General features: G+C 62.0%; 24 protein-coding genes, 1 pseudogene and 1 other annotated feature. Of the genes and pseudogenes, 6 read left to right on the forward strand and 19 right to left on the reverse strand.

The window, feature by feature from the left end; translation table 11 throughout:
* Positions 1-75 precede the first annotated feature (75 nt).
* Positions 76-627 carry an inosine/xanthosine triphosphatase gene (yjjX, locus tag JKV55_RS13555; RefSeq protein ID WP_202086501.1) on the forward strand — a complete coding sequence of 184 codons (552 nt, stop codon included), beginning with the start codon at positions 76-78 and terminating at the stop codon, positions 625-627.
* Here yjjX and JKV55_RS13560 read toward each other — a convergent pair.
* On the reverse strand, positions 581-1,393 hold the full coding sequence (locus tag JKV55_RS13560) for an NAD(P)-binding domain-containing protein (RefSeq protein ID WP_202086503.1): 813 nt from the start codon (positions 1,391-1,393) through the stop codon (positions 581-583). The two genes, yjjX and JKV55_RS13560, sit on opposite strands and share 47 nt — an antisense overlap.
* Positions 1,383-3,290: a transglycosylase SLT domain-containing protein gene (locus JKV55_RS13565; protein WP_369409652.1), complete on the reverse strand. Its 1,908-nt coding sequence runs from the start codon at positions 3,288-3,290 to the stop codon at positions 1,383-1,385. The genes JKV55_RS13560 and JKV55_RS13565 overlap by 11 nt, the downstream gene beginning before the upstream one ends.
* Positions 3,291-3,600: 310 nt before the next feature.
* On the opposite strand from JKV55_RS13565, the gene hpf reads away from it, so the two are divergent.
* Both hpf and JKV55_RS19990 read left to right on the forward strand, forming a co-directional pair.
* On the forward strand, positions 3,601-3,927 hold the full coding sequence (gene hpf / locus JKV55_RS13570) for a ribosome hibernation-promoting factor, HPF/YfiA family (RefSeq protein WP_202086510.1): 327 nt from the start codon (positions 3,601-3,603) through the stop codon (positions 3,925-3,927).
* A gap of 186 nt (positions 3,928-4,113) precedes the next feature.
* Positions 4,114-4,235: a sequence feature (Phe leader region), on the forward strand.
* 32 nt (positions 4,236-4,267) lie between these two features.
* A pseudogene (locus tag JKV55_RS19990) lies at positions 4,268-5,416 on the forward strand (chorismate mutase); the annotation flags it as partial.
* 857 nt (positions 5,417-6,273) lie between these two features.
* On the opposite strand, the gene tyrA reads toward JKV55_RS19990, so the two are convergent.
* Both tyrA and JKV55_RS13585 read right to left on the reverse strand, forming a co-directional pair.
* Complete coding sequence (gene tyrA, locus JKV55_RS13580) at positions 6,274-7,404, reverse strand: bifunctional chorismate mutase/prephenate dehydrogenase (RefSeq protein ID WP_202086521.1); 1,131 nt, start codon at positions 7,402-7,404, stop codon at positions 6,274-6,276.
* Between the two features lie 133 nt (positions 7,405-7,537).
* Positions 7,538-8,608, reverse strand: coding sequence for a 3-deoxy-7-phosphoheptulonate synthase (locus JKV55_RS13585; protein ID WP_202086532.1), 1,071 nt, complete (start codon positions 8,606-8,608; stop codon positions 7,538-7,540).
* A gap of 238 nt (positions 8,609-8,846) precedes the next feature.
* On the opposite strand from JKV55_RS13585, the gene JKV55_RS13590 reads away from it, so the two are divergent.
* A complete protein-coding gene (locus JKV55_RS13590; protein ID WP_202086535.1) occupies positions 8,847-9,143 on the forward strand; it encodes a hypothetical protein in 297 nt (98 codons plus the stop codon).
* A 94-nt stretch (positions 9,144-9,237) separates the two neighbouring features.
* Complete coding sequence (locus tag JKV55_RS13595; RefSeq protein ID WP_202086536.1) at positions 9,238-9,834, forward strand: DUF502 domain-containing protein; 597 nt, start codon at positions 9,238-9,240, stop codon at positions 9,832-9,834.
* A gap of 152 nt (positions 9,835-9,986) precedes the next feature.
* Here the strand turns inward: JKV55_RS13595 and JKV55_RS13600 are convergent, their stop codons facing one another.
* From JKV55_RS13600 to JKV55_RS13650, 11 genes are all read right to left on the reverse strand, one after another.
* Positions 9,987-10,775 carry an MlaA family lipoprotein gene (locus JKV55_RS13600; RefSeq protein ID WP_237332847.1) on the reverse strand — a complete coding sequence of 263 codons (789 nt, stop codon included), beginning with the start codon at positions 10,773-10,775 and terminating at the stop codon, positions 9,987-9,989.
* Between the two features lie 73 nt (positions 10,776-10,848).
* Positions 10,849-12,060, reverse strand: a complete 1,212-nt coding sequence (gene ccmI / locus JKV55_RS13605) for a c-type cytochrome biogenesis protein CcmI (RefSeq protein WP_202086540.1) — start codon at positions 12,058-12,060, stop codon at positions 10,849-10,851.
* Position 12,061: 1 nt separating this feature from the next.
* Positions 12,062-12,535 carry a cytochrome c-type biogenesis protein gene (locus JKV55_RS13610; RefSeq protein WP_202086543.1) on the reverse strand — a complete coding sequence of 158 codons (474 nt, stop codon included), beginning with the start codon at positions 12,533-12,535 and terminating at the stop codon, positions 12,062-12,064.
* Positions 12,536-12,538: 3 nt separating this feature from the next.
* A complete protein-coding gene (locus JKV55_RS13615; RefSeq protein ID WP_202086545.1) occupies positions 12,539-13,072 on the reverse strand; it encodes a DsbE family thiol:disulfide interchange protein in 534 nt (177 codons plus the stop codon).
* Positions 13,069-15,024, reverse strand: coding sequence for a heme lyase CcmF/NrfE family subunit (locus JKV55_RS13620; protein WP_202086547.1), 1,956 nt, complete (start codon positions 15,022-15,024; stop codon positions 13,069-13,071). The genes JKV55_RS13615 and JKV55_RS13620 overlap by 4 nt, the downstream gene beginning before the upstream one ends.
* A complete protein-coding gene (gene ccmE, locus JKV55_RS13625; protein WP_202086550.1) occupies positions 15,021-15,515 on the reverse strand; it encodes a cytochrome c maturation protein CcmE in 495 nt (164 codons plus the stop codon). Before ccmE ends, JKV55_RS13620 begins: the two co-directional genes overlap by 4 nt.
* Positions 15,512-15,718: a heme exporter protein CcmD gene (gene ccmD / locus JKV55_RS13630; protein WP_202086552.1), complete on the reverse strand. Its 207-nt coding sequence runs from the start codon at positions 15,716-15,718 to the stop codon at positions 15,512-15,514. The genes ccmE and ccmD overlap by 4 nt, the downstream gene beginning before the upstream one ends.
* Entirely contained in the window at positions 15,708-16,454 is a 747-nt protein-coding gene (locus JKV55_RS13635; protein WP_202086554.1) for a heme ABC transporter permease, read from the reverse strand. Before JKV55_RS13635 ends, ccmD begins: the two co-directional genes overlap by 11 nt.
* Before the next feature lie 91 nt (positions 16,455-16,545).
* Positions 16,546-17,214 (reverse strand): heme exporter protein CcmB, encoded by a 669-nt coding sequence (gene ccmB, locus JKV55_RS13640; protein ID WP_202086556.1) that lies wholly within the window; start codon positions 17,212-17,214, stop codon positions 16,546-16,548.
* Complete coding sequence (ccmA, locus tag JKV55_RS13645) at positions 17,211-17,843, reverse strand: cytochrome c biogenesis heme-transporting ATPase CcmA (protein WP_202086570.1); 633 nt, start codon at positions 17,841-17,843, stop codon at positions 17,211-17,213. Before ccmA ends, ccmB begins: the two co-directional genes overlap by 4 nt.
* Positions 17,844-18,030: 187 nt before the next feature.
* Positions 18,031-18,615, reverse strand: coding sequence for a LysE family translocator (locus JKV55_RS13650; RefSeq protein WP_202086572.1), 585 nt, complete (start codon positions 18,613-18,615; stop codon positions 18,031-18,033).
* A 184-nt stretch (positions 18,616-18,799) separates the two neighbouring features.
* Here JKV55_RS13650 and JKV55_RS13655 point away from each other — a divergent pair, with 184 nt between their 5' ends.
* On the forward strand, positions 18,800-19,243 hold the full coding sequence (locus JKV55_RS13655; RefSeq protein WP_202086575.1) for an Lrp/AsnC family transcriptional regulator: 444 nt from the start codon (positions 18,800-18,802) through the stop codon (positions 19,241-19,243).
* 99 nt (positions 19,244-19,342) lie between these two features.
* On the opposite strand, the gene JKV55_RS13660 is transcribed toward JKV55_RS13655, so the two are convergent.
* Genes JKV55_RS13660 through JKV55_RS13675 form a run of 4 tightly spaced genes read right to left on the reverse strand, consistent with a single transcriptional unit; the run spans position 19,343 to position 21,807 of the window.
* Positions 19,343-19,747 (reverse strand): DUF2802 domain-containing protein, encoded by a 405-nt coding sequence (locus JKV55_RS13660; protein ID WP_202086577.1) that lies wholly within the window; start codon positions 19,745-19,747, stop codon positions 19,343-19,345.
* Positions 19,747-20,235 (reverse strand): chemotaxis protein CheW, encoded by a 489-nt coding sequence (locus JKV55_RS13665; RefSeq protein WP_202086579.1) that lies wholly within the window; start codon positions 20,233-20,235, stop codon positions 19,747-19,749. Before JKV55_RS13665 ends, JKV55_RS13660 begins: the two co-directional genes overlap by 1 nt.
* Before the next feature lie 19 nt (positions 20,236-20,254).
* Complete coding sequence (locus tag JKV55_RS13670) at positions 20,255-21,025, reverse strand: chemotaxis protein CheW (protein ID WP_202086581.1); 771 nt, start codon at positions 21,023-21,025, stop codon at positions 20,255-20,257.
* On the reverse strand, positions 21,022-21,807 hold the full coding sequence (locus tag JKV55_RS13675) for a ParA family protein (protein WP_202086584.1): 786 nt from the start codon (positions 21,805-21,807) through the stop codon (positions 21,022-21,024). The genes JKV55_RS13670 and JKV55_RS13675 overlap by 4 nt, the downstream gene beginning before the upstream one ends.
* Positions 21,808-21,809 lie beyond the last annotated feature (2 nt).

Consider the following 21,809-nt stretch of genomic DNA (forward strand, 5'->3'; position numbering starts at 1 on the left):
CCAGCAACGGGGGTAAAGTGGCATAATAATCAGCCCTACCATGACCCGCAATTTTCCCATGATAAAAGGTTGTCCATGAACGTTATCGTCGCCTCCCTCAACCCGGCCAAAATCGAGGCCGCCCGCCAGGCCCTGGCCCTGCTGTTCCCGGACCAGGATATCGAGCTGAACGGCCTGGCCGTGCCATCCGGCGTGGCCGACCAGCCGCTGAGCGACGAAGAAACCCTGAGGGGGGCCCGCAACCGGGCGCTGGCGGCACGCCGGCACCGGCCCGGGGCGGATCTGTGGATTGGGATGGAGGGCGGCGTGGACCGGGTGGGAGAACGGCTGCTCACCTTCGCCTGGCTGCAGGTACTGGGGCCGGGGCTGGACAACGCCGCCCGCAGCGCCAGCCTGACCCTGCCGCCGTTCGTGGCCAGCGCCGTGTCTCAAGGAGAGGAGCTGGGCCAGGCCATGGACCGCCTGTTCAACTTAACCAACTGCAAGCAGCAGGGCGGCGCCATCGGCGTGCTGACCCGCAACCTGCTGGACAGGCGCAGCATCTACCGGGATACCCTGATCCTGGCCCTGGCGCCGTTACTCAGCCCCCTGTCTTACGCTCAGCCAGCCACGCAAACCAGTTCGTAACCCGATAGTCGAGTCCCAGCCAGCGGGCGAGTGCGTCGCCGTCGATGCGCTTGCCCTCGCCGCCCCCGGCAAATACCGGTGGCGGCAATGCCCGCAGCAGTGCCGCCCGGGTATAGAATTCCCGCCGGCTGGGGTGATGAGGCGAGCTGACGTTCAGGGTGTGCGGCCACTCCTCCCGCGCCAGTATGGCGGGAATAAAGCGCAGCAGATCCTCCAGCGCCACCAGGTTGACCGGCTCCTCCCCCCCCTCGAACCGCCGCCCGGCCAGAAAGCGTCCCGGTTCGCGGCTGCCCCCCACCAGGCCCGACAGCCGCAGGCACAGCACCTGGGGAATACCGCTCTGACGCACCATTCGCTCCGCCGCCAGCATGCGCTCGCCGCGTTCGGAATCGGGTCCGCTATCCGCCTCGGTCTTCACGCCGGTGCCGCCGTACACCGAGGTGGCACTGGTAAACAGCAAGCGGCGCACCCCGCCTGCGGCGGCCAGGGTGGCGATCCGGCCCAGGGTGGCGGCGTAGTCCTCCACCTTGCCCGGCGGAACGCACAGTATCAGGCTGTCGGCAGCCAGCCGCGCCGGCCAGGCCGATGGCAGCGGCCCATTGATATTCCACACCTCGGCCTGCACCCCCTCCCGGCGCAACCGCTCGGCCTTGGCCGCATCGGTGGTGGTGCCGGCGACCCGGTACCCCTGCGCCAGCAGGGCGGCAGCCAGAGGCTCGCCCAGCCAGCCCAGGCCGAGGATGCACACCCCGCCGTCAGTAGACATAGGCAAGCTCTGCCGGCTTGAGGAAGCTCTTGGGCTGGCCCAGCATATCCTGGTAGATCACCGAAAAGGCCAGCACGTTCTGCACATAGCCCCGGGTTTCCCGGTAGGGAATGTTCTCCACCCAGACATCCAGCGGCCGGCTGCCGCTCTCGCTCAGCCAGCGGTTGATCCGGCTCGGGCCGGCGTTATAGGCGGCGATGGCCGGGATCCGGTTATGGTTGTAGCGCTCCAGCAGCTCCTTGAAGTAGCTGGAGCCGAGCTGCACGTTCACCTCGGGCCGGTAGACGTCGGCGGGATGACGGAACTGGGTGATGCCGTGCCTGCGCGCGGTTTCCTGCGCCGTGGCCGGCATCAGCTGCATCAGGCCGCCGGCCCCTACCGGCGAACGGGCCTGTTCATAGAAGGCGCTTTCCTGGCGGGCGATGGCGAACAGAACGGCCTCGTCCACTCCCAGGCGGCGGGCCTGGCGCTGGAAAATATCCCGGTACACCACCGGGAAGCGCAGATCCAGATGATCCCAGGCCTGTACCCGGATACTGGCCACGATGGATTTATCGTACCAGCCGCGACTCAGCGCCAGGCTGCCCAGGGCCACGCCCGCCGGTTCATCCACCTTGCCCAGCAGGTGATACCATTCGCCGCGGGCGGCGGCCCGGTCGCCCAGCGCCAGCCATTCCTCGACCCGCAGCAATGCAGGCCATTGCCGGCTGGCCTGGCTCCATGAAGGCGCCGGCACCAAGGGCTTTTTCTGCAGGGAAAAGTCGCGCCGGCTCTGCTGAGCGGCCAGGAAGCCGTAGTAATCCCGGGATGTGGCCGCCTGCTGCCAGGCGGCGTCGGCCTCTGTGCTCTTGTTCTGTGCGGCCAGGGCCCGGCCCCGCCAGTACAGCCAGCGACTGTCCTGCCGGGCGTCGGAAGGCAGTCGATCAATCCAGCCGATAAGATGCTGCCAGTCCTGCTCCCATATCGCCAGCCGGGCCCGTAGCTCAAAGAGTTCGGCATCCCCCACCTCCGGCAGCCGGCTGTCGAGCCAGCCGCGATAGTCCCGGGTGCGGTTGAACATCAGCCGGCGGGCCAGGCTGCGCTCCACCACCGCCATCTGGGCCCGTTCGATATTGTGGCTACGCTGGTATTTGGGATAGAGGCTCATCACCAGCTCGGGATCGGTATCCGCCAACCGGGCCAGGGCCATGGCCACCGCAACCTTATCCCGCCCGGTTTGTGCCTTGACCTGCTCCGGCCGGATCACTTGCCGGGGATTCTTGTGCAATGCCTGCAGCAACTCGCCGGCCGGGCGGGCCGAAGGACTCAGCAGCCGCCCCAGGAAGGCCATCAGCCCCTCCTGGCCGCTGTCGTAGGCCAGCAACATGCGCTGCCAGATATGTTCGTCGTTGCGCCCGCCCGCACGGTACCAGTCCTCGAACAGGGGATCGCAGATGCCGGGCCTGGACTGGCCATGCAGCCACAACCGTTCGGCGCCGGCGATGGCGGTCGCCCTATCGCCTGTCGCCCACTTGGCTCTGTAATGGGCGCACTGCAGCTCGACGCTGTTGGGCAATTGTGGGTAAAGCGCCAGGAATTCCTGCCAGCGCTGCTCCCGGGCCAGACGGAACAGGTACTGGCGCTCGAGCCGGTCCGCCTGCTGGGAGTCGGGATAACGGGTCATGAAGTCGCGCACCTGGGCCGTGCTCAGGTGGTTGATTCTGTCAGCAAGGTATTGATAATCAAGATAAATAGTAAAGGGGTAAGGATCCAGCCCCTGGCGCAACTGCTGATAGCGGGACAGGTCGTTTTTTTTCAGCGCCTGCTCCGCCTGCTGATACCGCTCGCGCAGCGGCGAAGCCTCGACACTCATGCCAAGGCCCAGCAGCAGCAGCCCCACTCCAAACCAGCTCTTCACGGTACCACCCCTCTTTAGAAAATATAGCGCTATCCTAAGGAATACGGGGGACACTGCCAATGGGACAATGCAAATTCTCCGGGCGCGGAGTACAGGGAGGGCAGGCCGTCGGGCCCGGAATTTATCCGTTCGAGTCTGGCTTGTTTTCGGTGGCCCTGGCAAGGGCTTTTTCAAGGGAGTCCGGGCGTGCTCACAAATATCGGGCGGACCGCCGGCAAGGACACAAAAACTTGATTTCAATCACAAAACTTATTCCCCATCCGGGTAACCTGAAACCGTACACAAACAAAAGCACACTGAGGGGGTCCCCATGTCCATTGCGATTACCAGCCATGTTGTCGACATCTCTCCCGCTATTCGTGAACGGATTGAAAGTCGCTTCGACAAATTAAACCGGCGCCAAATCGTGCTTATCAACCCCCATGTGGTGATTCAGAAAGAAGGCCTGAATTACCTGGTGGAAGCCAAGGCAGGGGTGCCTAATGATACCCTCTTCGCCCAGGCGGAACACGAAGACCTGTATGCCGCCATCAACGAACTGGGGCAGAAACTGGAACGTCAGCTCGGCCGCTATGCGGACAAACCACTGGCTCAACGGGCCAATGTGGCCCAGCCGGTAGCCGAGGAGGACGAATAACAACGGGGCCGGCCGGCCCTTTCACCAGCACCGGCCGCAGCACCGGCGGAAAGGCCTTCCAAGGCCGTTTTCCGCCTTCTTTGGCCGTTGGCGGGCCGGCTCACCAAAAAATCCCCGGAAAAGGCTTGCCAGCGCCGACGCTTTTCAGTATTCCTATGGGAGTGACGACGACGACTGTGACCTGATGATGCCCGTATCCCTGTTTTTCTTTCGCTGCTTTTTTGCATCCTGACTCGGGAGGCACGGGCGTAAGCAAGAGATAAGCGAAAGACGAACCGCCAAGCCTCCCACCGGGAGGCTTTTTTATTCAGCCGGACTGGCGACGAAGGAAGCCCTATTCATGAATCTGGATGATATCAGAACCCACATCAGCCGCCTGGACAGCGAGCTGCTGACCCTGCTGGCCAAACGCAAGGCCCTGAGCCTGGATGTGGCCCGCTCCAAACTGGCAAACCCGAGGCCGATACGGGATCAGGAGCGGGAGCAGGCACTGCTGGTGGAGCTCATCAACCAGGGCCGCCAGCTAGGCCTGGACGCCCATTACGTGACCCGCATCTATCACACCATCATCGAAGACTCGGTGCTGTCCCAACAGGCCCTGCTGCAGGATCTGCTCAATCCCCAGGACAAGGCGCCGGCCATCAGCGTGGCGTTTCTCGGGCTCACCGGCTCCTATTCCAACCTGGCGGCCCGCAAGTATTTGTCCCGCTTCCAGGCCAGCATCATCGAGCACAATTGCGAAACCTTCCAGCAAATACTGGATACTGTTGAATCCGGCCAGGCCCAGTACGGCATACTGCCCATAGAAAACACCAGCTCCGGCTCCATCAACGACGTCTTCGATCTGATGCAGCACACCAGCCTGTCCATCGTCGGCGAGCTGACCCAACCCATAGAGCACTGCCTGCTGGTGGCGGTGGACACCGACGTCAGCCAGTTGAAAACCCTCTACACCCACCCTCAGGTGTACCAGCAGTGCTCCCAGTACCTGAAGACGCTGCCGGGGGTCAAGGTGGAATTCTGCGCCGCCTCCTCCAACGCCATGGAGCTGGTGGCCGGCCTGAAGCGACCCGATGTAGGCGCCATGGGCAGCGCCGACGGCGGCGAGCTGCATGGCCTCAGGCCGCTGGTGCGCGGCCTGGCCAACCAGAAACAGAACATGACCCGCTTTATCGTGGTGGCACGCAAGCCCATCGAAGTGGCGGAGCAGATCCCGGCCAAGACCAGCTTCATCATGTCTACCGGCCAGCAAAGCGGCGCCCTGGTGGAAGCCCTGCTGGTGCTGCGCGGCCACGACATCACCATGACCAAGCTGGAGTCCCGTCCCATTATCGGCAACCCCTGGGAAGAGATGTTTTATGTGGACGTGGCGGCCAACGTCAACAGCCCGGAGATGCAGTCGGCACTCAAGGAGCTGGGCCGCATCACCCGCTTTATCAAGGTGCTGGGCTGCTATCCCAGCGCCGAAGTGGCGCCGACCCGGATCCCGTCCGGCGCCCTTAGCCAGGCCGGGAATACCCCGCGGGCCGAGGCCGAGCAGCCCCGCCACAGCCGCGCCTACAAGGCGGACGGCTCACGGCTGCAGATAGGCCGCTTTTACCTGGGCGCCCGGGAGCCGCTGTTGGTTGCCATGCTCGGGGCCTGGCCCGGTCGCCAGCAATTGCAGGAGGATGCCCGCCGGCTGAAGGAAAGCGGCGGCCAGGTGCTGGCCGCGCCCTGTTTCGACAACGGCGATATCCAGCAGGGGCTGCAGCGCCTGCAGCAGTTACGGGAAGTCGCCGCCCAGTTCGACCTGGCGGCCATGACCGCGGTCGGTAAAGTGGAAGAGCTTAACCGGGCGGCGGAATACCTGGACTTGCTGCTGCTGCAGCCGGACCAGCCCCAGCGCGGGGAACTGCTGATCGCCGCCGGCCGCTGCACCCGCCCCCTGTTGCTGCCGCTGCAGCCGGACACCGCCGCCTCGCTGGCGGAAGCGGATCTCATCCTGAAAGAAGGCAATCAGCAACTGGCCCTGCTCGATGGCCAGGGGCTGCCCCTGGTCGAGCTGCTGGCCCTGCAGCAACAGACCCACCTGCCCCTGCTCAGCCGGCTCGAGGGCGAGGCATCCTTGTTGCCCGAGCTCGCCCATGCGCTGAAGGAAGCGGGCGTGCAGGGCTTCTGCATCGAACTCGATGGGAGCCAGCAAGCCGATACCCTGGCCCCCCTCGCCCAGCGGCTGTACCGGGGATAACGCGGACAGTAAAAAGGCCCGGGAAACCGGGCCTTTTCAGTTTGATGACAAAGGCGTTGTAATGACCGAATAAGTCGGCCAAAGGGCCCGGGAGACCCGGGCCTTTTTTGGTCGCGTCAGTCCTGGTGGTGGCGGCTGTCGTTGGCCTGGGCCAGCAGCATCCGGCTTTCCTTGAGGAAGATGTCGGCATAGTCGCCGAAGAAGGCGCTGACGGTAGCGAACTGCTCGATAAAGGCCTCCCGCCCACCGTTTTCCAGCTGCGCCAGCAGCTCGCCGAAGCGACGGTGGTAGCGCCTGATCATCTCCAGGTTGCGGGGCGAGGACAGGATGATGTCCGCGTACAGCGCCGGATCCTGGGCGAACAGCCGGCCCACCATGGCCAGCTCCAGCCGGTAGATGGGTGAGCTCAGGCGCAGCAGCTGGGCCAGATCCGCCTGCTCGGCGCACAGGTGGGCGCCGTAGGCGAAGCTGGTGAAGTGGCGCAGGGCCTGCACCAGGCTCATGGCCTGGTCGTGCTCTTGTGCCGACACCGGCTGCAGCCGGGCGCCCCAGATGCGCATCTGGGCCAGCAACCATTCATACTGTTCGGCGCCGCGGCCGTCGCTGTAGATGATCACCTGCTTGGCCAGGCTGGACACGTCGGGACCAAACATGGGGTGCAGCCCCAGCACCGGGCCGCCATGGGCCGCCAACATGGCTTCCAGCGGCTCGCTCTTGACGCTGGTCAGATCCACCAGCAGGCAGTCGACGGGCAGCGCCGGCAGACGCTCGATCACCGCCACCGTCTGATCGATGGGTACGGCGATCACCACCAGGCCCGCATCGCCCAGCAGGGTATCGGCCCCGTCCCAGTCGTCCTTTTCCAGGATCTCGACCGGATAACCGGACAGCCGCAGCAGGTGGGCGAACAGACCGCCGAGCTGGCCGGCACCGCCGATCACCACCGCCTTGGACAGCTCCGGCTTGATGCATTTGAAGCCGGTGTCCTTTTCGCTGGCGTAGGACTCGCGCATGGCGCGGCGCAACACATCTTCGATCAGGTCCGGCGGTACGCCTTTCGCCTCGGCCTCGGCCCGGCGCCGGGCCAGCATGGCGGCTTCCCGGTCGGGGGCATAGATAGGCACGCCCTGGCGGCTTTTCACTTCTCCCACACCCGCCACCAGTTTCAACCGGCGGGCAAACAGCTCGACCAGTTGCTGGTCGACCTCGTCAATTTGATCCCGCAGGACTTTTAATTCATCAACCATCGGCTTCATCCCAATTACAAAAGCACCGGCCCTTCCCGGGCTCGGTGCTCTATTATGCCCGCTATTGGCCGGCAGCGACAGTAGTCAGGGCCGGCAGGGGCAGCGTTCCGCGGTGCGAGTGCGAGCCGCCGGCTCAGCCGATACGGGCCTTGAGCGGTGCGGCCAGTTGCTGATGACAGTGGCCCAGCAGCTCGGCGGTGCTGTCCCAGTCGATACAGGCATCGGTGATGGATACCCCATAGCGCATGTCGCCCTTGGGCTGTTCGCTGGACTGGTTGCCCTCGAAGAGATGGGACTCCAGCATGATGCCGAGGATGGACTTATTGCCTTCCTGGATCTGGTGCACCACATTCTCCGCCACCAGCGGTTGCAAACTGTAATCCTTGTTGGAATTGCCGTGGCTGCAGTCCACCACCAGGCTCGACGCCAGCCCCGCCGCCGTCATGGCTTTTTCCGCCAGCGCGACATTGACCGAGTCATAGTTGGGCTGCTTGCCGCCACGCAGTATGACATGGCCGTCCGGGTTGCCCTGGGTCACCAGCAGCGCCACCTGCCCTTCCTGGTTGATGCCCATAAAGGCATGGGGCTCGGCCGCCGCCTTCATGGCGTTGATGGCGGTGCCCAGGTTGCCGTCGGTGCCGTTCTTGAAGCCGACCGGCATCGACAGCCCGGAGGCCATCTCCCGGTGGGTCTGGGATTCGGTGGTGCGCGCGCCTATGGCCGACCAGGAGAACAGCTCCGCCAGATACTGGGGGCTGATGGGATCCAGCGCTTCGGTGGCCAGCGGCAATTCCAGCTCGGCCAGCCAGCACAGCAGTTCCCGTGCCTTGTGCAGGCCCAGTTCGATATCGAAGCTGCCGTCCAGGTGAGGATCGTTGATAAAGCCTTTCCAACCGACGGTGGTACGCGGCTTCTCGAAATAGACGCGCATCACGATATAAAGGCTATCACGGTAGTCATCATGCAGTTTCTTGAGGCGGGTTGCGTACTCTTTGGCTGCGTCGATATCGTGGATGGAGCAGGGACCACAGATCACCAGCAGGCGGTGATCCTTGCGATGAATAATATCGGAAATGGTCTGCCGGGCCTGGCCGATGAACGCCAGCGCCCGATCGGAAATCGGCAACTTGGCCTTCAGCTCCGCCGGGGTGATCATGACCTTTTCGGATTGGATATGAATATTATTCAGCGTGTCTTTCTGCATGATGACATCCTCACTTGTAAACAAAACATTACAACCAAACTTAAAGAAAAATCACCTCATGTTTGACATATGATAATTTCTCTTTTACGCAACCGCCCTCACCATACCAAGGCAGGACTGCCTTGCAAAGCCTGATGTCGGCTAAAAGCCGGTTATTTTGTCCCGATACGCTCAAACGCGCAGAAAAGAGCCAGATTCCGCCTTTCATCGGCATATACTTGAGGCAAGAGAGGAACCTATGAACGAACACGAATACCGGCTGCTGGTGGCCAGCTTCCGCCGCATACTGGATCATTACGGGGTGGATTACCGCCGCAGCCCTCCATCCTATAACAACGACACCCTCTACGATCACCAGTGCCGGCTGATCGTGCATGAGGTAAGCAAAAGCTGGCTGGCACACTACGGCCACGAACCCAGTCCCTTGCTGTTGCAGAAAGCTCTGTTTGCGGCCGAGCAGAGCCGCCGCTTCAGCCCGCCCTGGTATGCCCGCTGGCTGAACTCTGTGCGTAACCTGGCGCCCCGGCGCCGGTAGCGCACGACCCGCCCTGACACAAGCGCCGGTGGTCGGGCTGGTATTCCTGCCGGGATCTGCCATGATGCCGCCTCCCCCTTCAAGGACCCCAGAGATGCAACGACTTATCCGCTTTTTCTTTCAGGGCCTGCTGATCCTGCTGCCCTTCGTGCTGACGGTGTATCTGGTATACCTGATCTTCACCATGCTCAACGAAACCCTGTTTTCGGCCCTGGGCTCTTTGCTGCGGGTCGTATTCCCGGCCCTGGAGGCGGGCTGGATCTCCGATCTGGCCGGTGGCGCCATGACCCTGGCGCTGATCATCCTGACCGGCATGTTCGCTTCTTTCTATCTGGGGCGCTACTTTCTCAACCTGTTCGATGCCGTTCTCACCCGCATCCCCCTGGTAAAGATGCTCTACAACTCCCTGCGGGATCTGTTCAATGCCCTGCTCGGCGACAACAAGCGTTTCGACAAGCCGGTGGGGGTCAGCCTGATGGGTGGGGAAGTAATGGTGCTGGGCTTTATCACCCGGGAGGAGATGGAAGAGTTCGGGCTGCAGGGCAAGGTTGCCGTCTACCTGCCTCAGTCCTACAACTTCGCTGGCAACCTGCTGATCGTCGACAAGGACAAGGTGCGGCCGCTGGACATTCCCGCCGGCACCGTCACCACCTTTATCGTCAGCGGCGGAGTGACGGGAGCAAAGCCGTAAGCGGGAAGCGGGAAGCGGGAAGCGGGAAGCGGGAAGCGGGAAGCGGGAAGCGGGAAGCGGGAAGCGGGAAGCGGGAAGCGGGAAGCGGGAAGCGGGAAGGAGTTTGAGCTTACCTCTCTTCCGGCTTCAAGCTGCTGGCCTACCGCTTTCTTTTATCCGTCGATCTCGTCCATAAAGTCGCCCAAGTCGTCTTCCGACATGGCACCCGCCTCCTTGCCCACCTTGGTCGCCTGGTATTGCAGATAGAAATCCTTGGTCAGGCCGTAGGGATCGAGCGCATTGTCAATAATGGGTTCGCGTTCGATCAGCTGGCTACGCTGATACAGGCCGCCAAGCATCCATTTCCCGGTGCGCATGGCAAAGGTCATCACATCGTAGGGGAAATACAGGCTGTCCACGACGTCTCCCGACAGCTGCCGCAGGGTATAAGGCCCCATCAGTGGCACCATCAGATAGGGACCATCGCCGATGCCCATCTGCCCCATGACCTGGCTGAAATCCTTGGACTGGGGCGGCAACGCGATTTTTCCCGCCACATCAAAAAAGCCCAGCACCCCAAAAGTACTGTTGATCCCAAACCGGGCCAGATTGGTGCCGGCCCCGGCAAATTCTCCCGTCACCAGATGATTGACGAAACTGGCCGGCTCCTCCAGATTCGACACCACATTTTGTATCCCTTCCTTGAGCGGATCGGGTACCAGGTTGGCATAGGTATGCACTACCGGACGCACCGCATAGGGCTCCAGCAGGTCGTAGTTGATCACCCAGGCGGCCCGGTTAACCGGCTCGAAGGGGTCCCGCGGATCATTGGCCGTGGACTTGGCATAGTCCGCCGGCTTGTTGGAAGAAAAAGGATCATTGACCCGGGGTTGCGCGTCCCCCTGAGCTGCGGCACAGCCCGCCAAGGTTACGCCTGCCGTCAATATCAGCACTCGCCACATAATGTAACCTTATGATTATTGTTATCGTTCTAGTCTAGCTTAGAAGCGGCCGGCAAGACCGGCCGCCCGCCCTTTACAGGGGCGTATCTATCATCACGCTGATCCGGCGATCTTCATCGGTGCTCAGCACCCCGCTGCGTCCTTCCCAGGCATGGGTCACATCGGCCACGTTGCCGCTGGGGGCGATACGCGCCTTGATGACCACCGCCTCCCGGCTGCTCAGGTTGTTGTCGGCCACCATGGCGTCGGCATTGGACAGGGTGATGGTCAGCGGAAAGGCCGGCTGCTCGATGCGACGGGCCACCAGCGGCATTTCGCCGCCCGCGGCGTCCACCGCGAACACGAACAGCACTGAGCCGGGATGGTAAGGCACCGAGCTCGAGGTATTGACCTCCACTTCGTAACGCGGGCCCGTCACCGGCGTGGTGTCGGCGGCGGCCAGGCGCTGCTCGGCAAAGGCCACCGAACGCTCGATCATAGCGTATCGGGGATTATCCGGCGACATCCGGGTCAGCATTTCCCGCCAGCGCTCGGCGGCGGTAGCAAAATCGTCCTGCTGCAGGGCCATAAAGGCGAACACCGACCAGGCCTCGAGGTTGTCGGGATCCTGCACCAGCGCATTTTTAATCAGGCCTTCGGCGCGCAGGGTTTCACCTGTCATGGCCAGCGCCTCCGCATAAGGCACCACCACCGCCTGCACGTCGGCGGTCAGGTTCATGGCTTTTTCCAGCGATTCCTTGGCGGTTTCCCCGTCGCGCATCTCCAGCGCCAGCCGTCCCAGCAGCAGCCAGCCACGGAAATCGTCGCCGTCCTGGTGCAGGCGGGTGCGCAGGGCCAGCATCAGCTCGCGCACATCCTGTTCGGTCATGCTCTCGTCCTGCTCCACCAGTATCCGCCGGGACAGCTCCGCCAGCCGCCCGCTGGCGTCCTGCCACTGGGCCACTTCCCGGTGGGCGCCAACCTGCCAGTAGCCGGCATAGCTGACGGCAATCACCACCAGCACCGCCGGCAGCCACAAAGCAGGGCTCTTCCTGGTGTTCAGTTGCGGCTCCTGCACCATGTCGTCGAGCAGGCTTTTCTGCAGTTCGCGCTCGGCCGCCTCGCTGTCTTCCAGCAGCCCCTGCTCGCTGTCCTGCTCCAGTTCCAGCAACCGTTGCCGGTACAGCTGGGTATTGAGTTCGTTGCGGCTGTGGCTGGATTCGGCCCGGCCTCGCGTCAAAGGCAGTATTATCACCAGCGCCAATATTGCCGTCAGCAAGGCACTGAAGATCCAAAATAAGGTCATATCAGCTCTCTTTATCTTTGTTCAGCAGATCCGCCAGGCGTTTTTTCTCTTCGGTACTCAGCTCATCGCCATCGTTACGCCGGGTCCGGCGGGTACGCACCAGGATCACCACCAGCCCCAGCAGGATCACCAGTACCGGGCCCGCCCACAGGATAACGGTAGAGGCCATCAGCGGCGGCTTGTAAAGGATGAAGTTGCCGTAGCGGGCCACCATGAAATCGATGACTTCCTGTTTCGAGTTCCCCTCGCGCAGCATTTCATAGGTCTTGTCCCGCAGATCCTTGGCCAGTTCCGCATTGGAGTCGGAGATATCCTGGTTCTGGCATTTGGGGCAGCGCAGCTCCCGGGTCAGCTCGCGGAACACCGCTTCCTGGGCGGGGGAGTCGAATTCGTAAACATCGATGGACGACTGGGCGGCCACCGGCGGCACCAGCCAGGCCCCGGCCAGCAATATCAGGATCGACAGTAGACGCATCGGTTACTCCATCCGCTCGAAAATGGGCTTGAGGGTCTGCTGCCAGACCTGCTCGTTGACATCCCCCACATGGCGGTAACGGATCACCCCCGAACTGTCGATCAGGAAGGTTTCCGGCGCACCGTACACCCCCAGGTCGAGGCCCAGCATGCCGCGGGGATCGTAGAGATCGATGGCATAGGGGTTGCCCAGGTTGGTCAGCCAACGCAGGGCCTTGTCGCGCTCGTCCTTGTAGTTCATGCCGATAATGTGAATGCCCTGCTTCGCCTTCAGCTCGTTCAGGTACTCATGCTCGGCATAGCAGGTCGGGCACCAGGTGGCCCACACATTGAGCAGCATGGGCCGGCCGGTGAAGATGTCCTTGCCGTGCTGCTTGTCGAGATCGTGCAGGTCCTGCAGGGTGAACTCCGGGATCGGCTGATCGATCAGTACCGACTCCAGTTTGGTGGGATCGGAGAACAACCCCTTGTACAGGAAGACGCTGGCGCCGAGGAACAGCAGCAGCGGAATGGACAGGATCAGGATACGGCGGTTCATGCAACCTCCTGCTCGCGTTTACGGCCGAAACGATAGCGCTTGTCGACCATGGCAATGACACCACCGATGGACATCAGCACGGCGCCGAACCAGATCCAGCGCACGAACGGCTTGTAGTAGAGCCGCACCGCCCAGGCGCCGTCGTTCAGCTCTTCGCCCAGGGCGGCGTACAGATCCCGGGTAAAGCCGGCGTTGATGGCCGCCTCGGTCATGGGCATGCGCTGCACCACGTACATCCGCTTCTCGGCGCGCAGTTCGGTCAGCGGCCGGCCGTTCTTGGCCACCCCGATCACTCCCTTGAAGCCCTCGTAGTTGGGGCCGTCGGCCCGGCGGGTGCCCTCGAAGGTGAAGGTGTAGCCGGCGAAGGTGACGCTGTCGCCCTTGCTCATGCGCACGTCCCGCTCGATGCTGTAGATCTGGGTGCAACTGATACCGATGATGGACACCGCCAGGCCGACGTGGCCGAGGATCATGGCCCAGTGGCTGTTGCCGAGCTTGCGCACCCCCACGCCGAAACGGTGCTTGTGGGTGGCGCGGATCCAGGTTTCCTGCAGGCTGGTGATCACGATAAAGATGCCGAGGCCGATGCCCACCGCCGCCCAGATTTCGAAATTCTCGGCAAACCACCAGGGCAAGGCCAGTCCCAGCACCGTACTCGCGGCCAGGGCAAACAGCAGCTTGCCGTTGACGTCCTTCATCTGCTGGCGGCGCCAGCGGAACAGCGGGCCCGCCCCCAGCAACAGGGCGAAGGGAATGATCAGCCAGGCGTACAGGCTGTCGAAGAAGGGCGCGCCTATGCTGATGCTGCCCAGGCCGAGCTCCTTGTGTACCAGGGGCAGCAGGGTGCCGATCAACACCACCACCAGCCCCGCCATCAGCACTATGTTGTTGCCGAGCAGCATGGTTTCCCGACTGGCCAGCTCATGCTTGCCGTGGCTGCGCACTTCGGCGCCCTTGATGGCGTACAGCAGCAGCGACGAGCCCACCACCAGCAGCAGGAACACCAGGATGAACAGGCCCCGGGTCGGATCCGAGGCGAAGGCATGTACCGACACCAGCACCCCAGAGCGAACCAGGAAGGTGCCGAGCAGGCTGAGCGAGAAGGCCATGATCGCCAACAGCACCGTCCAGGCCTTGAAGGTGGCCCGCTTTTCGGTCACCGCCAAGGAATGAATCAGCGCCGTGCCCGCCAGCCAGGGCATAAAGGAGGCGTTTTCCACCGGATCCCAGAACCACCAGCCGCCCCAGCCCAGCTCGTAATAGGCCCACCAGGAGCCGAGCGCGATGCCTAGGGTCAGGAAGACCCAGGCGGCCATGGTCCAGGGCCGGGACCAGCGGGCCCAGGCCGCGTCCAGCTTGCCGGTCATCAGCGAGGCGATGGCGAAGGCGAAGGCCACGGAAAAGCCCACATAGCCCATGTACAGCATGGGCGGATGGAAGATAAGCCCCGGATCCTGCAGCAGCGGGTTGAGATCCCGGCCGTCCACCGGGAAATAGGGCAGGGTCCGTTCGAAGGGGTTGGAGGTGAGCAGCACGAACAGCAAAAAGCCGATGCCCACCATGCCCATCACGCTCAGCACCCGGGCCACCGCATCCAGCGGCAGGGCCCGGCTGAAACGGGCCACCGCCGCGGTCCAGCCCGCCAGGATCAGCACCCACAGCAGCAGGGAGCCCTCGTGGGCGCCCCACACCGCCGAAATACGATATTCCAGCGGCAACAGGCTGTTGGAATTGGAAGCCACGTAGAGCACGGTAAAGTCGTGATCGATAAAAGCCCAGGTCAGGCAGAGGAAAGACACCAGCAGGAAGCCGAACTGGGCGTAGGCCAGCGGCCGGGCCAGCAGCATCATGCTGACGTTGCCGCGGGCGGCACCCAGCAGCGGATAGATACTCAGGATGACGGTCGCCGCCAGGGCCAGGATCAGGGTAAATTGGCCTATCTCAGGGATCATGAACGACTCCCTTGCAGCTGTTCCTCGGTATATTCCGGCTTGAAGTGCTCCATCCCTTTGAGCGCCTCCGCCACCTCGGCCGGCATGTATTCTTCATCGTGCTTGGCCAGCACCTCGAAGGCATTGACGGTGCGGGCATTTTCCAGATTACCCTGGGCCACTATGCCCTGCCCTTCCCGGAACAGGTCCGGCAAGATGCCGTCGAACAGCACCGTCACCTTTTCACCGCCCGCATCGATCAGATCGAAGCTGACCTTCAGGCTTTGCTGATCCCGGGACACGGATCCCGGTACCACCAGGCCGCCGATGCGCAGGCGCTGGCCCACTTCCGGCTTGATGTTGTCCTTGCCCTTGCCCTGCACCAGCTCGGTCGGGGTATAGAAGAGGTCGATATTCTGCTGCAATGCATAGAGCACCAGAGCGGTCATGACCGACAAACCAACCACCACGGCTACCAGCAGGGTCATCCGCTTCTTACGTCTTGGGTTCATAAGGTGTTCTCCAACTTCTGGGCGGCCTTGCGACGGGCGACCCGGGCTTGTTTCTGTTTGACCTCGCGCAGCAAGCGTTTCTTCGTTGTTATGGTGGCCACCACCAACCCGAGCAGGGCCAGCAGGGTCACGGCAAAGGACAGCCAGACATAGAAGCCGTAGCCGCCCATGGCCCAGAATGCGGACCAGCTTTCAAATTTCATCCTGTTCCTCCGCCATTTTCAGTACCCAGGGCCGGTGCGACTCCCGCCGGATCAGCTCGTTGCGCAGCCGCATCAGGGTCAGCGCGCCCAGGAAACAGATAAACGCCAGTATCATGATCAGCAGCGGCCAGAGCATGTCGTTGGAAATGGACGGCTTGGCGAACTTGGTGATGGTGGCGCCCTGGTGCAGGGTGTTCCACCACTCCACCGAATAGTGGATGATGGGCAGGTTGATCACCCCCACCAGCGCCAGTATGCCCGCCGCCCGGCCGGCCAGCACCTTGTCGGAAATGGCGTTGTACAGGGCGATGACGCCCAGGTAGAGGAACAGCAGGATCAGCTCCGAGGTCAGGCGGGCGTCCCACACCCACCAGGTGCCCCACATGGGCTTGCCCCAGGCGGCGCCGGTAAAGAGCGCGATAAAGGTGAAAACGGCGCCCACCGGGGCGATGGCCGCCACCGCCATGTCGGCGGTCTTGATCTGCCACACCAGGCCGATAAAGGCGGCCACCGCCATCGAGGAGTAAGCCCCCATCGACATGATGGCGGAAGGCACATGGATATAGATGATGCGGAAGGCATCACCCTGCTGGTAATCGGCAGGGGCGAAGGCCAGCCCCCAGGCCAGGCCGACCGCAAACGAAATCACGCTGAATACAACGAACCAGGGCAGCCAGAGCCCGGCCAGCCGGTAGGCCTCTTCGGGCTTGGCATAGGGATGTAACCATTTCCACATCTTGCTCACAGACCTTTTTTTGTATCACACATTGTTCACACGAATTCAAGATACCCTAAATCCGCCGCTCAAAAAACCTTTGCCCGCAGGCCTAGTTCACACTCACCCGCAACGCCGCCGCTATGGCGAAGGGCGCCAGGGTGATGCTGCCCGCCAGCATGGCCCCCAGAATCGCCAGCTGACCATTGTAGGGCACCCCCATGGTGGCCGCCTCTATCGCCGAGGTGGCGAAGATCAGCACCGGAATATAGAGCGGCAGGGTCAGCAGGCTCAGCAGTACGCCGCCCTTGCCGATACCCACCGTCAGGGCCACCCCGATGGCACCGAGCAGACTGAGGATGGGCGTGCCCAGCAACAGGGTCCAGAACACGCCCAGAAAACCGGCCAGATCCAGACTCAGCAGCACCGCCACCAGAGGCGACAGCAGCAGCAGCGGCAAGCCGGTCAGCAGCCAGTGCGCCAGCACCTTGGCCAGGGCCAGTACGCCTAAAGGACAGGGCATCAGCATTAATTGTTCCAGGGTGCCGTCAATAAAATCGTCCCGGAACAGCCGCTCCAGCGCCAGCAGCGACGACAGCAGCGCCGCCACCCAGACGATGCCCGGGGCGATGCGCGCCAGCAGGGCCGGCTCGGGGCCGATCCCCAGGGGAAAGAGGGTAATGACGATAATGAAAAACCACAGCGGGTTGAGGATATCGGCGCGCCGGCGCAAGGCCGACACCAATTCGCGCCGGACCACGCCGGTAAACATGGCGTTCATGCGTCTTTCTCCTGGAAGGGACTCAGGTGCAGGGTACGCACCCGGTCGGCACTCAGGGACAGGTCCTGGTGGGTGGTGATCAGCACCATGCCGCCGGTATCGGTATGTTCCAGCAACAGCCGCTCCAGCACCTTGACCCCGTGTTTGTCGATGGCGGTAAAGGGCTCGTCCAGGATCCACAGCCTGGGGCCGCCCAGCCACAACCGGGCCAGGGCCACCCGGCGCTTCTGCCCGGCCGACAGCTGGCCGGCATACTGATCCTCCAGCCCGGCCAGCCCCACCAGCGCCAGCACCTCCCACAGGTTGACCGTGCTGCCGAGATGGTGCATGCGGCGGAAAAAAGCCAGGTTTTCGAAGGCGGTCAGCTCATGTTTGATACCGGCCTGATGGCCGAGGTAGAACAATTCCTGATGGTAAATATCGCGACATTGCTCGATATTTTCGCCGGACCAGTACACTTCCCCGCCGTAGGGACGGGACAAACCGGCCAGCAGCCGCAGCAGGCTGGTTTTGCCGACCCCGTTGGGGCCCGCCACCTGTACCAGCTCGCCGGGAGAAACCGTTAACGATAACTCGCTGAACAGAGTGCGCTCTTCACGGACACAGGTTAAAGCTCTGGCTTCAAGCATAGATCAGTGTTCAGACCATTAAAAATGGGCGCCAGTCTAGCACAGGGCGCCCATGATGGCCTTAGTTTCGCTCCGGTGAAGGTTAAAATCGCCGGATTTATTGCGCTGGAACAAAGTCGGCTGAAGGCTTGTCTCTTCGTCACCAGTCCGGTTGCCTGCTACGACGGAAATGAAGAGCCCGTTCCGATCACAGCATGGGCAGCGTGGAGACAAGCAGCAGCCCACCCATGACCAGGTTGAAGCGGCGTACCTGTATGGGGTGGGTCAGCATGTGGCTCAGTTGTTTACCGGCGGCAGCCCAGATACTCACACAGGGCAGATTCACCAGCCCAAAGACCAGAGCTATCAGCACCAACCCCACCCCGTCGGCGCTCGGATTGTAAACGCTGACCGTCGTCAAGGCCATGGACCAGGCCTTGGGATTGACCCACTGAAATATGGCGGCAGCGCTAAAACTCATCGGCTGATACTCTTGCTCCTTGTTGCCTGGTTTACTCATGGCAATTTTGATCGCCAGCCAGACCAGATAGATCAGACACACCACCTTCAGAATGTGATGCAGCGCCGGATAGCGGAGAAAAATGCCGGTCAGCCCGATACCGACCACGACCACCATCACACTGAAACCGAGCGTCACGCCCATCATGTGAGGGATAGTGCGGACAAAGCCGATGTTGGCGCCCGAGGTCATTAACATGATGTTGTTCGGGCCGGGAGTGAAAGAGGTCACGAAGGCGAACATGACCAGCGGCCAGAGTTGCTCGATAGGCATGGGGGCTCCTGCTGAAAACGGATGATAACGGATCACCATGGGCCGGATTCAGGCCGGTTGGTTCCTGCATGGCAAGAACTCGCCGTAGAAATACGCCCCAGACAGACACAGGATAATTGTTCTTAAGGGCAATTTTGTGCTTGAATTCATTGCATAAACTTAAAATAAACAACAAATCTACGCTATGGATAAATTTGACGAAAGAATATTGCAAGAGCTGAAACTGAATGGCCGGCTCCCGAACGTGGAACTGGCCGAACGAGTGGGACTGTCTCCCTCTGCCACACTGCGCCGAGTTCAAGAACTCGAGCGCCGGAAGGTGATCAGAGGCTACCGGGTCGTGCTGGATAACCAGAAGATGGGGTGCGGATTTATTGCCTATGTGGCGATAGGTTTGTCCGATCACAGCAAGAAAGCCCAGAATGGCTTTGAAGAGCATGTCCGCTATGTGAAAGAAGTGGTGGAGTGCCACAATATCACTGGAACGAATGAATATCTGCTGCGGGTGGAAACCGCGAGCCTGGCGGACTACAAGCGGTTTCACTCCGATGTGCTGGGTGAATGTCACCAGGTCAATTCCATCTCCACCATGGTGGTAATGGAATCGCCGAAAGATGATCGCCAGTAAACACCTGTTAGCTGTTAGTGAAGAGGCAACAGGGTTACCTCTTCACTTCGTCAAAGCAGACAGCAGGGCTTGACTAAAACTCTGACCGATCCCTTCAAGCTACGGTTTGCGATGCAGGGACAACAGCAGTTCGGCTTCGGCCCGCGGCATCTCGCACTCGGCCATGATCTCTTCCACGTCCGCCCCCAGCTGAACCATGCGGGTAGCCCGGCTGTACAGCTTGCTCTGGGGATCCTTCAGCGCCAGCTCCTGCTGCTGCTCCTGCAGCAGGCCGAGCTGGCGATGCAGCTCGGCGACTCGCTTGCCCAGCCCGATATTGGCCGCCTGCAGCTCTTCCAGCTGCTTGCGGTAACTCTCCCGGGTACGCGTCAGCTCCCGCATCAGCCGGCTCATGGCCTCGAGCTTACGCTGGCACAGCCGCCACATCATCCAGGCCACCAGCAGGGCGACCATGGCCAGCATCAGCGCAGCCATGGCCAGGATAAATGCCGGTTGCAGCCACATCAGAGCTGACCCAGCTCATCCCACTCGTCATCGGACAACAGCTTGTCCAGATCCACCAGGATCAGCAGCTCCTGCTCCCGGTTACATACCCCCTGGATAAACTTGGCGCTTTCACTGGTGCCCACGTTGGGCGCGCTCTCGATCTCGGAAGACTTGAGATAAACCACCTCGGCCACGCTGTCGACCAGGATGCCGATGACCTGCTTTTCGGCCTCGATGATGACGATGCGGGTATTGTCGGTCACCTCCGCCGGCTCCAGCCCGAAACGCAGCCGGGTATCCAGCACTGTGACCACGTTGCCGCGCAGATTAACGATGCCCAGCACATACTCCGGCGCCCCGGGCACCGGTGCAATGTCGCTGTAACGCAGCACTTCCTGTACCTGCATGACATTGATGCCATAGGTTTCATTGTCCAGACGGAAGGTGACCCACTGCAACACTTCACCCTCGGCAAGATTCTCAGCTACATTGCGATGACTATTCATAGGCTACCCTTATGCCTGCTCAGGCTTGTTGTCCGTCGATATTCTTACCCTGCTCCAAGAGCCCGATCAAGGCATCCACGTGCAGCAGGGCGCACATTTTTTCTTTTACCATGCCCGCCAGCCAGGGCCGAGAGCCCGGGCTGGCGCGCCACTTGACCTGCTCCCGGTGCAACAGCGCGGTGCCCTTGAGCTGATGACAACCCAGCCCCCAGTTGCTCTCGCCCAGGGTCACCAGATACTGATACTCTTCCCGGGCCTGATGACCGGGCATGGCCCAGCGCGCGGTATCCACCACATACAGCTGGCGCTGGCGCTCGGTCAGCACGCCGGCGAACCAGTCCGGCTTGCCGAACAGGCTGGTCATCCGGGACATCTGATATATCCCCCCCAGGTGAGTCAGGGGCACCGCGAAAGTCATGCCGGCCACCTCGAAAAACAGCACCTGGAAACTGCTCTCGGTGTCCATATTACGCCAGGCGGACTCTGCAGGCTCCGCTTGCATCTGCAATATCTGCGTCGGCTCACTGATTTCGGCGACATCGGCCACGACCGCCGGCTCGGGCTCGACGATCACGGTCTCGGCCACCGGCGAGGCGCTTTCTTCCTCCTTCAGCTCGGCCACCCGGGCCAGCAAGGCTTCCAGCGCCTGGCGCCGTTGTTCCTCGGCGGGATCGGCAAAAGCCGCTACCGGCTCGGCCGGTGGCTCCGGCTGGGAATGCAACGCCGGCGCGGTTTCTTCCAGCAGCGCGCCGAAATAATCGTCGAGGGCGTCAAATTGTCGTTTATTCATAGGGGCTGATCCACGCCGTCGAGCCGCCACAGATAGCGCAGCAGAGTCTGGTAGGCGTACACGCCCCGGCAGCCCTTGGCATAATAAGAAGGAGGTTCATGGCGCAGGCTGGCATCGCGAAACTTGGTGTCCACCGGAATCACCGAGGGCCAGACATGACTGCCATAACGCTGCTTGAGACTGTCCAGGCTCTGCACCGAGGCCCGGGTACGCTGATCATACATGGTCGGCACCACCGTATAGTTGAAGCCGTCTTTCTTGGCCTTGTGCATCAGGTTGAAGGTGCTGACCATCCGCTCCAGCCCCTTGAGGGCGAGAAACTCGGTCTGCACCGGCACCAGGATACGATCGCAGGCCGCCAGCGCATTGACCATCATCACTCCCAGCACCGGCGGGCAGTCGATGATGGCCACATCGAAGTCATCTTTCACCTCCGCCAGCAGGCGCTTCAGCACCAGGCCCATGCCTTCGCGGCTGCTGGAGGTACGCTCCAGCGTGGCCAGCGAGATCGACGCCGGCAGCAGGGTCAGGCCATCGAACCGGGTGCCCAGGGCCACCTGCTCGAACAGCCGGCGCCCGGGGCGCTCCGCCTGAAACAGATCGAACAGGGTATGCGGCAGGGCATCGGTTTCATAATCGAGATAAGCGGTCAACGAGCCGTGGGGATCGGTATCGATCAACAGCACCCTTTTGTTGAGCTGCGCCAGCAAGCCGGCGAGCGCCACCACTGTCGTGGTTTTACCGACACCGCCTTTTTGATTTGCTACTGTCCAAACAATCACTG

Source organism: Zobellella iuensis (assembly GCF_016746085.1).
GTDB classification, from domain to species: domain Bacteria; phylum Pseudomonadota; class Gammaproteobacteria; order Enterobacterales; family Aeromonadaceae; genus Oceanimonas; species Oceanimonas iuensis.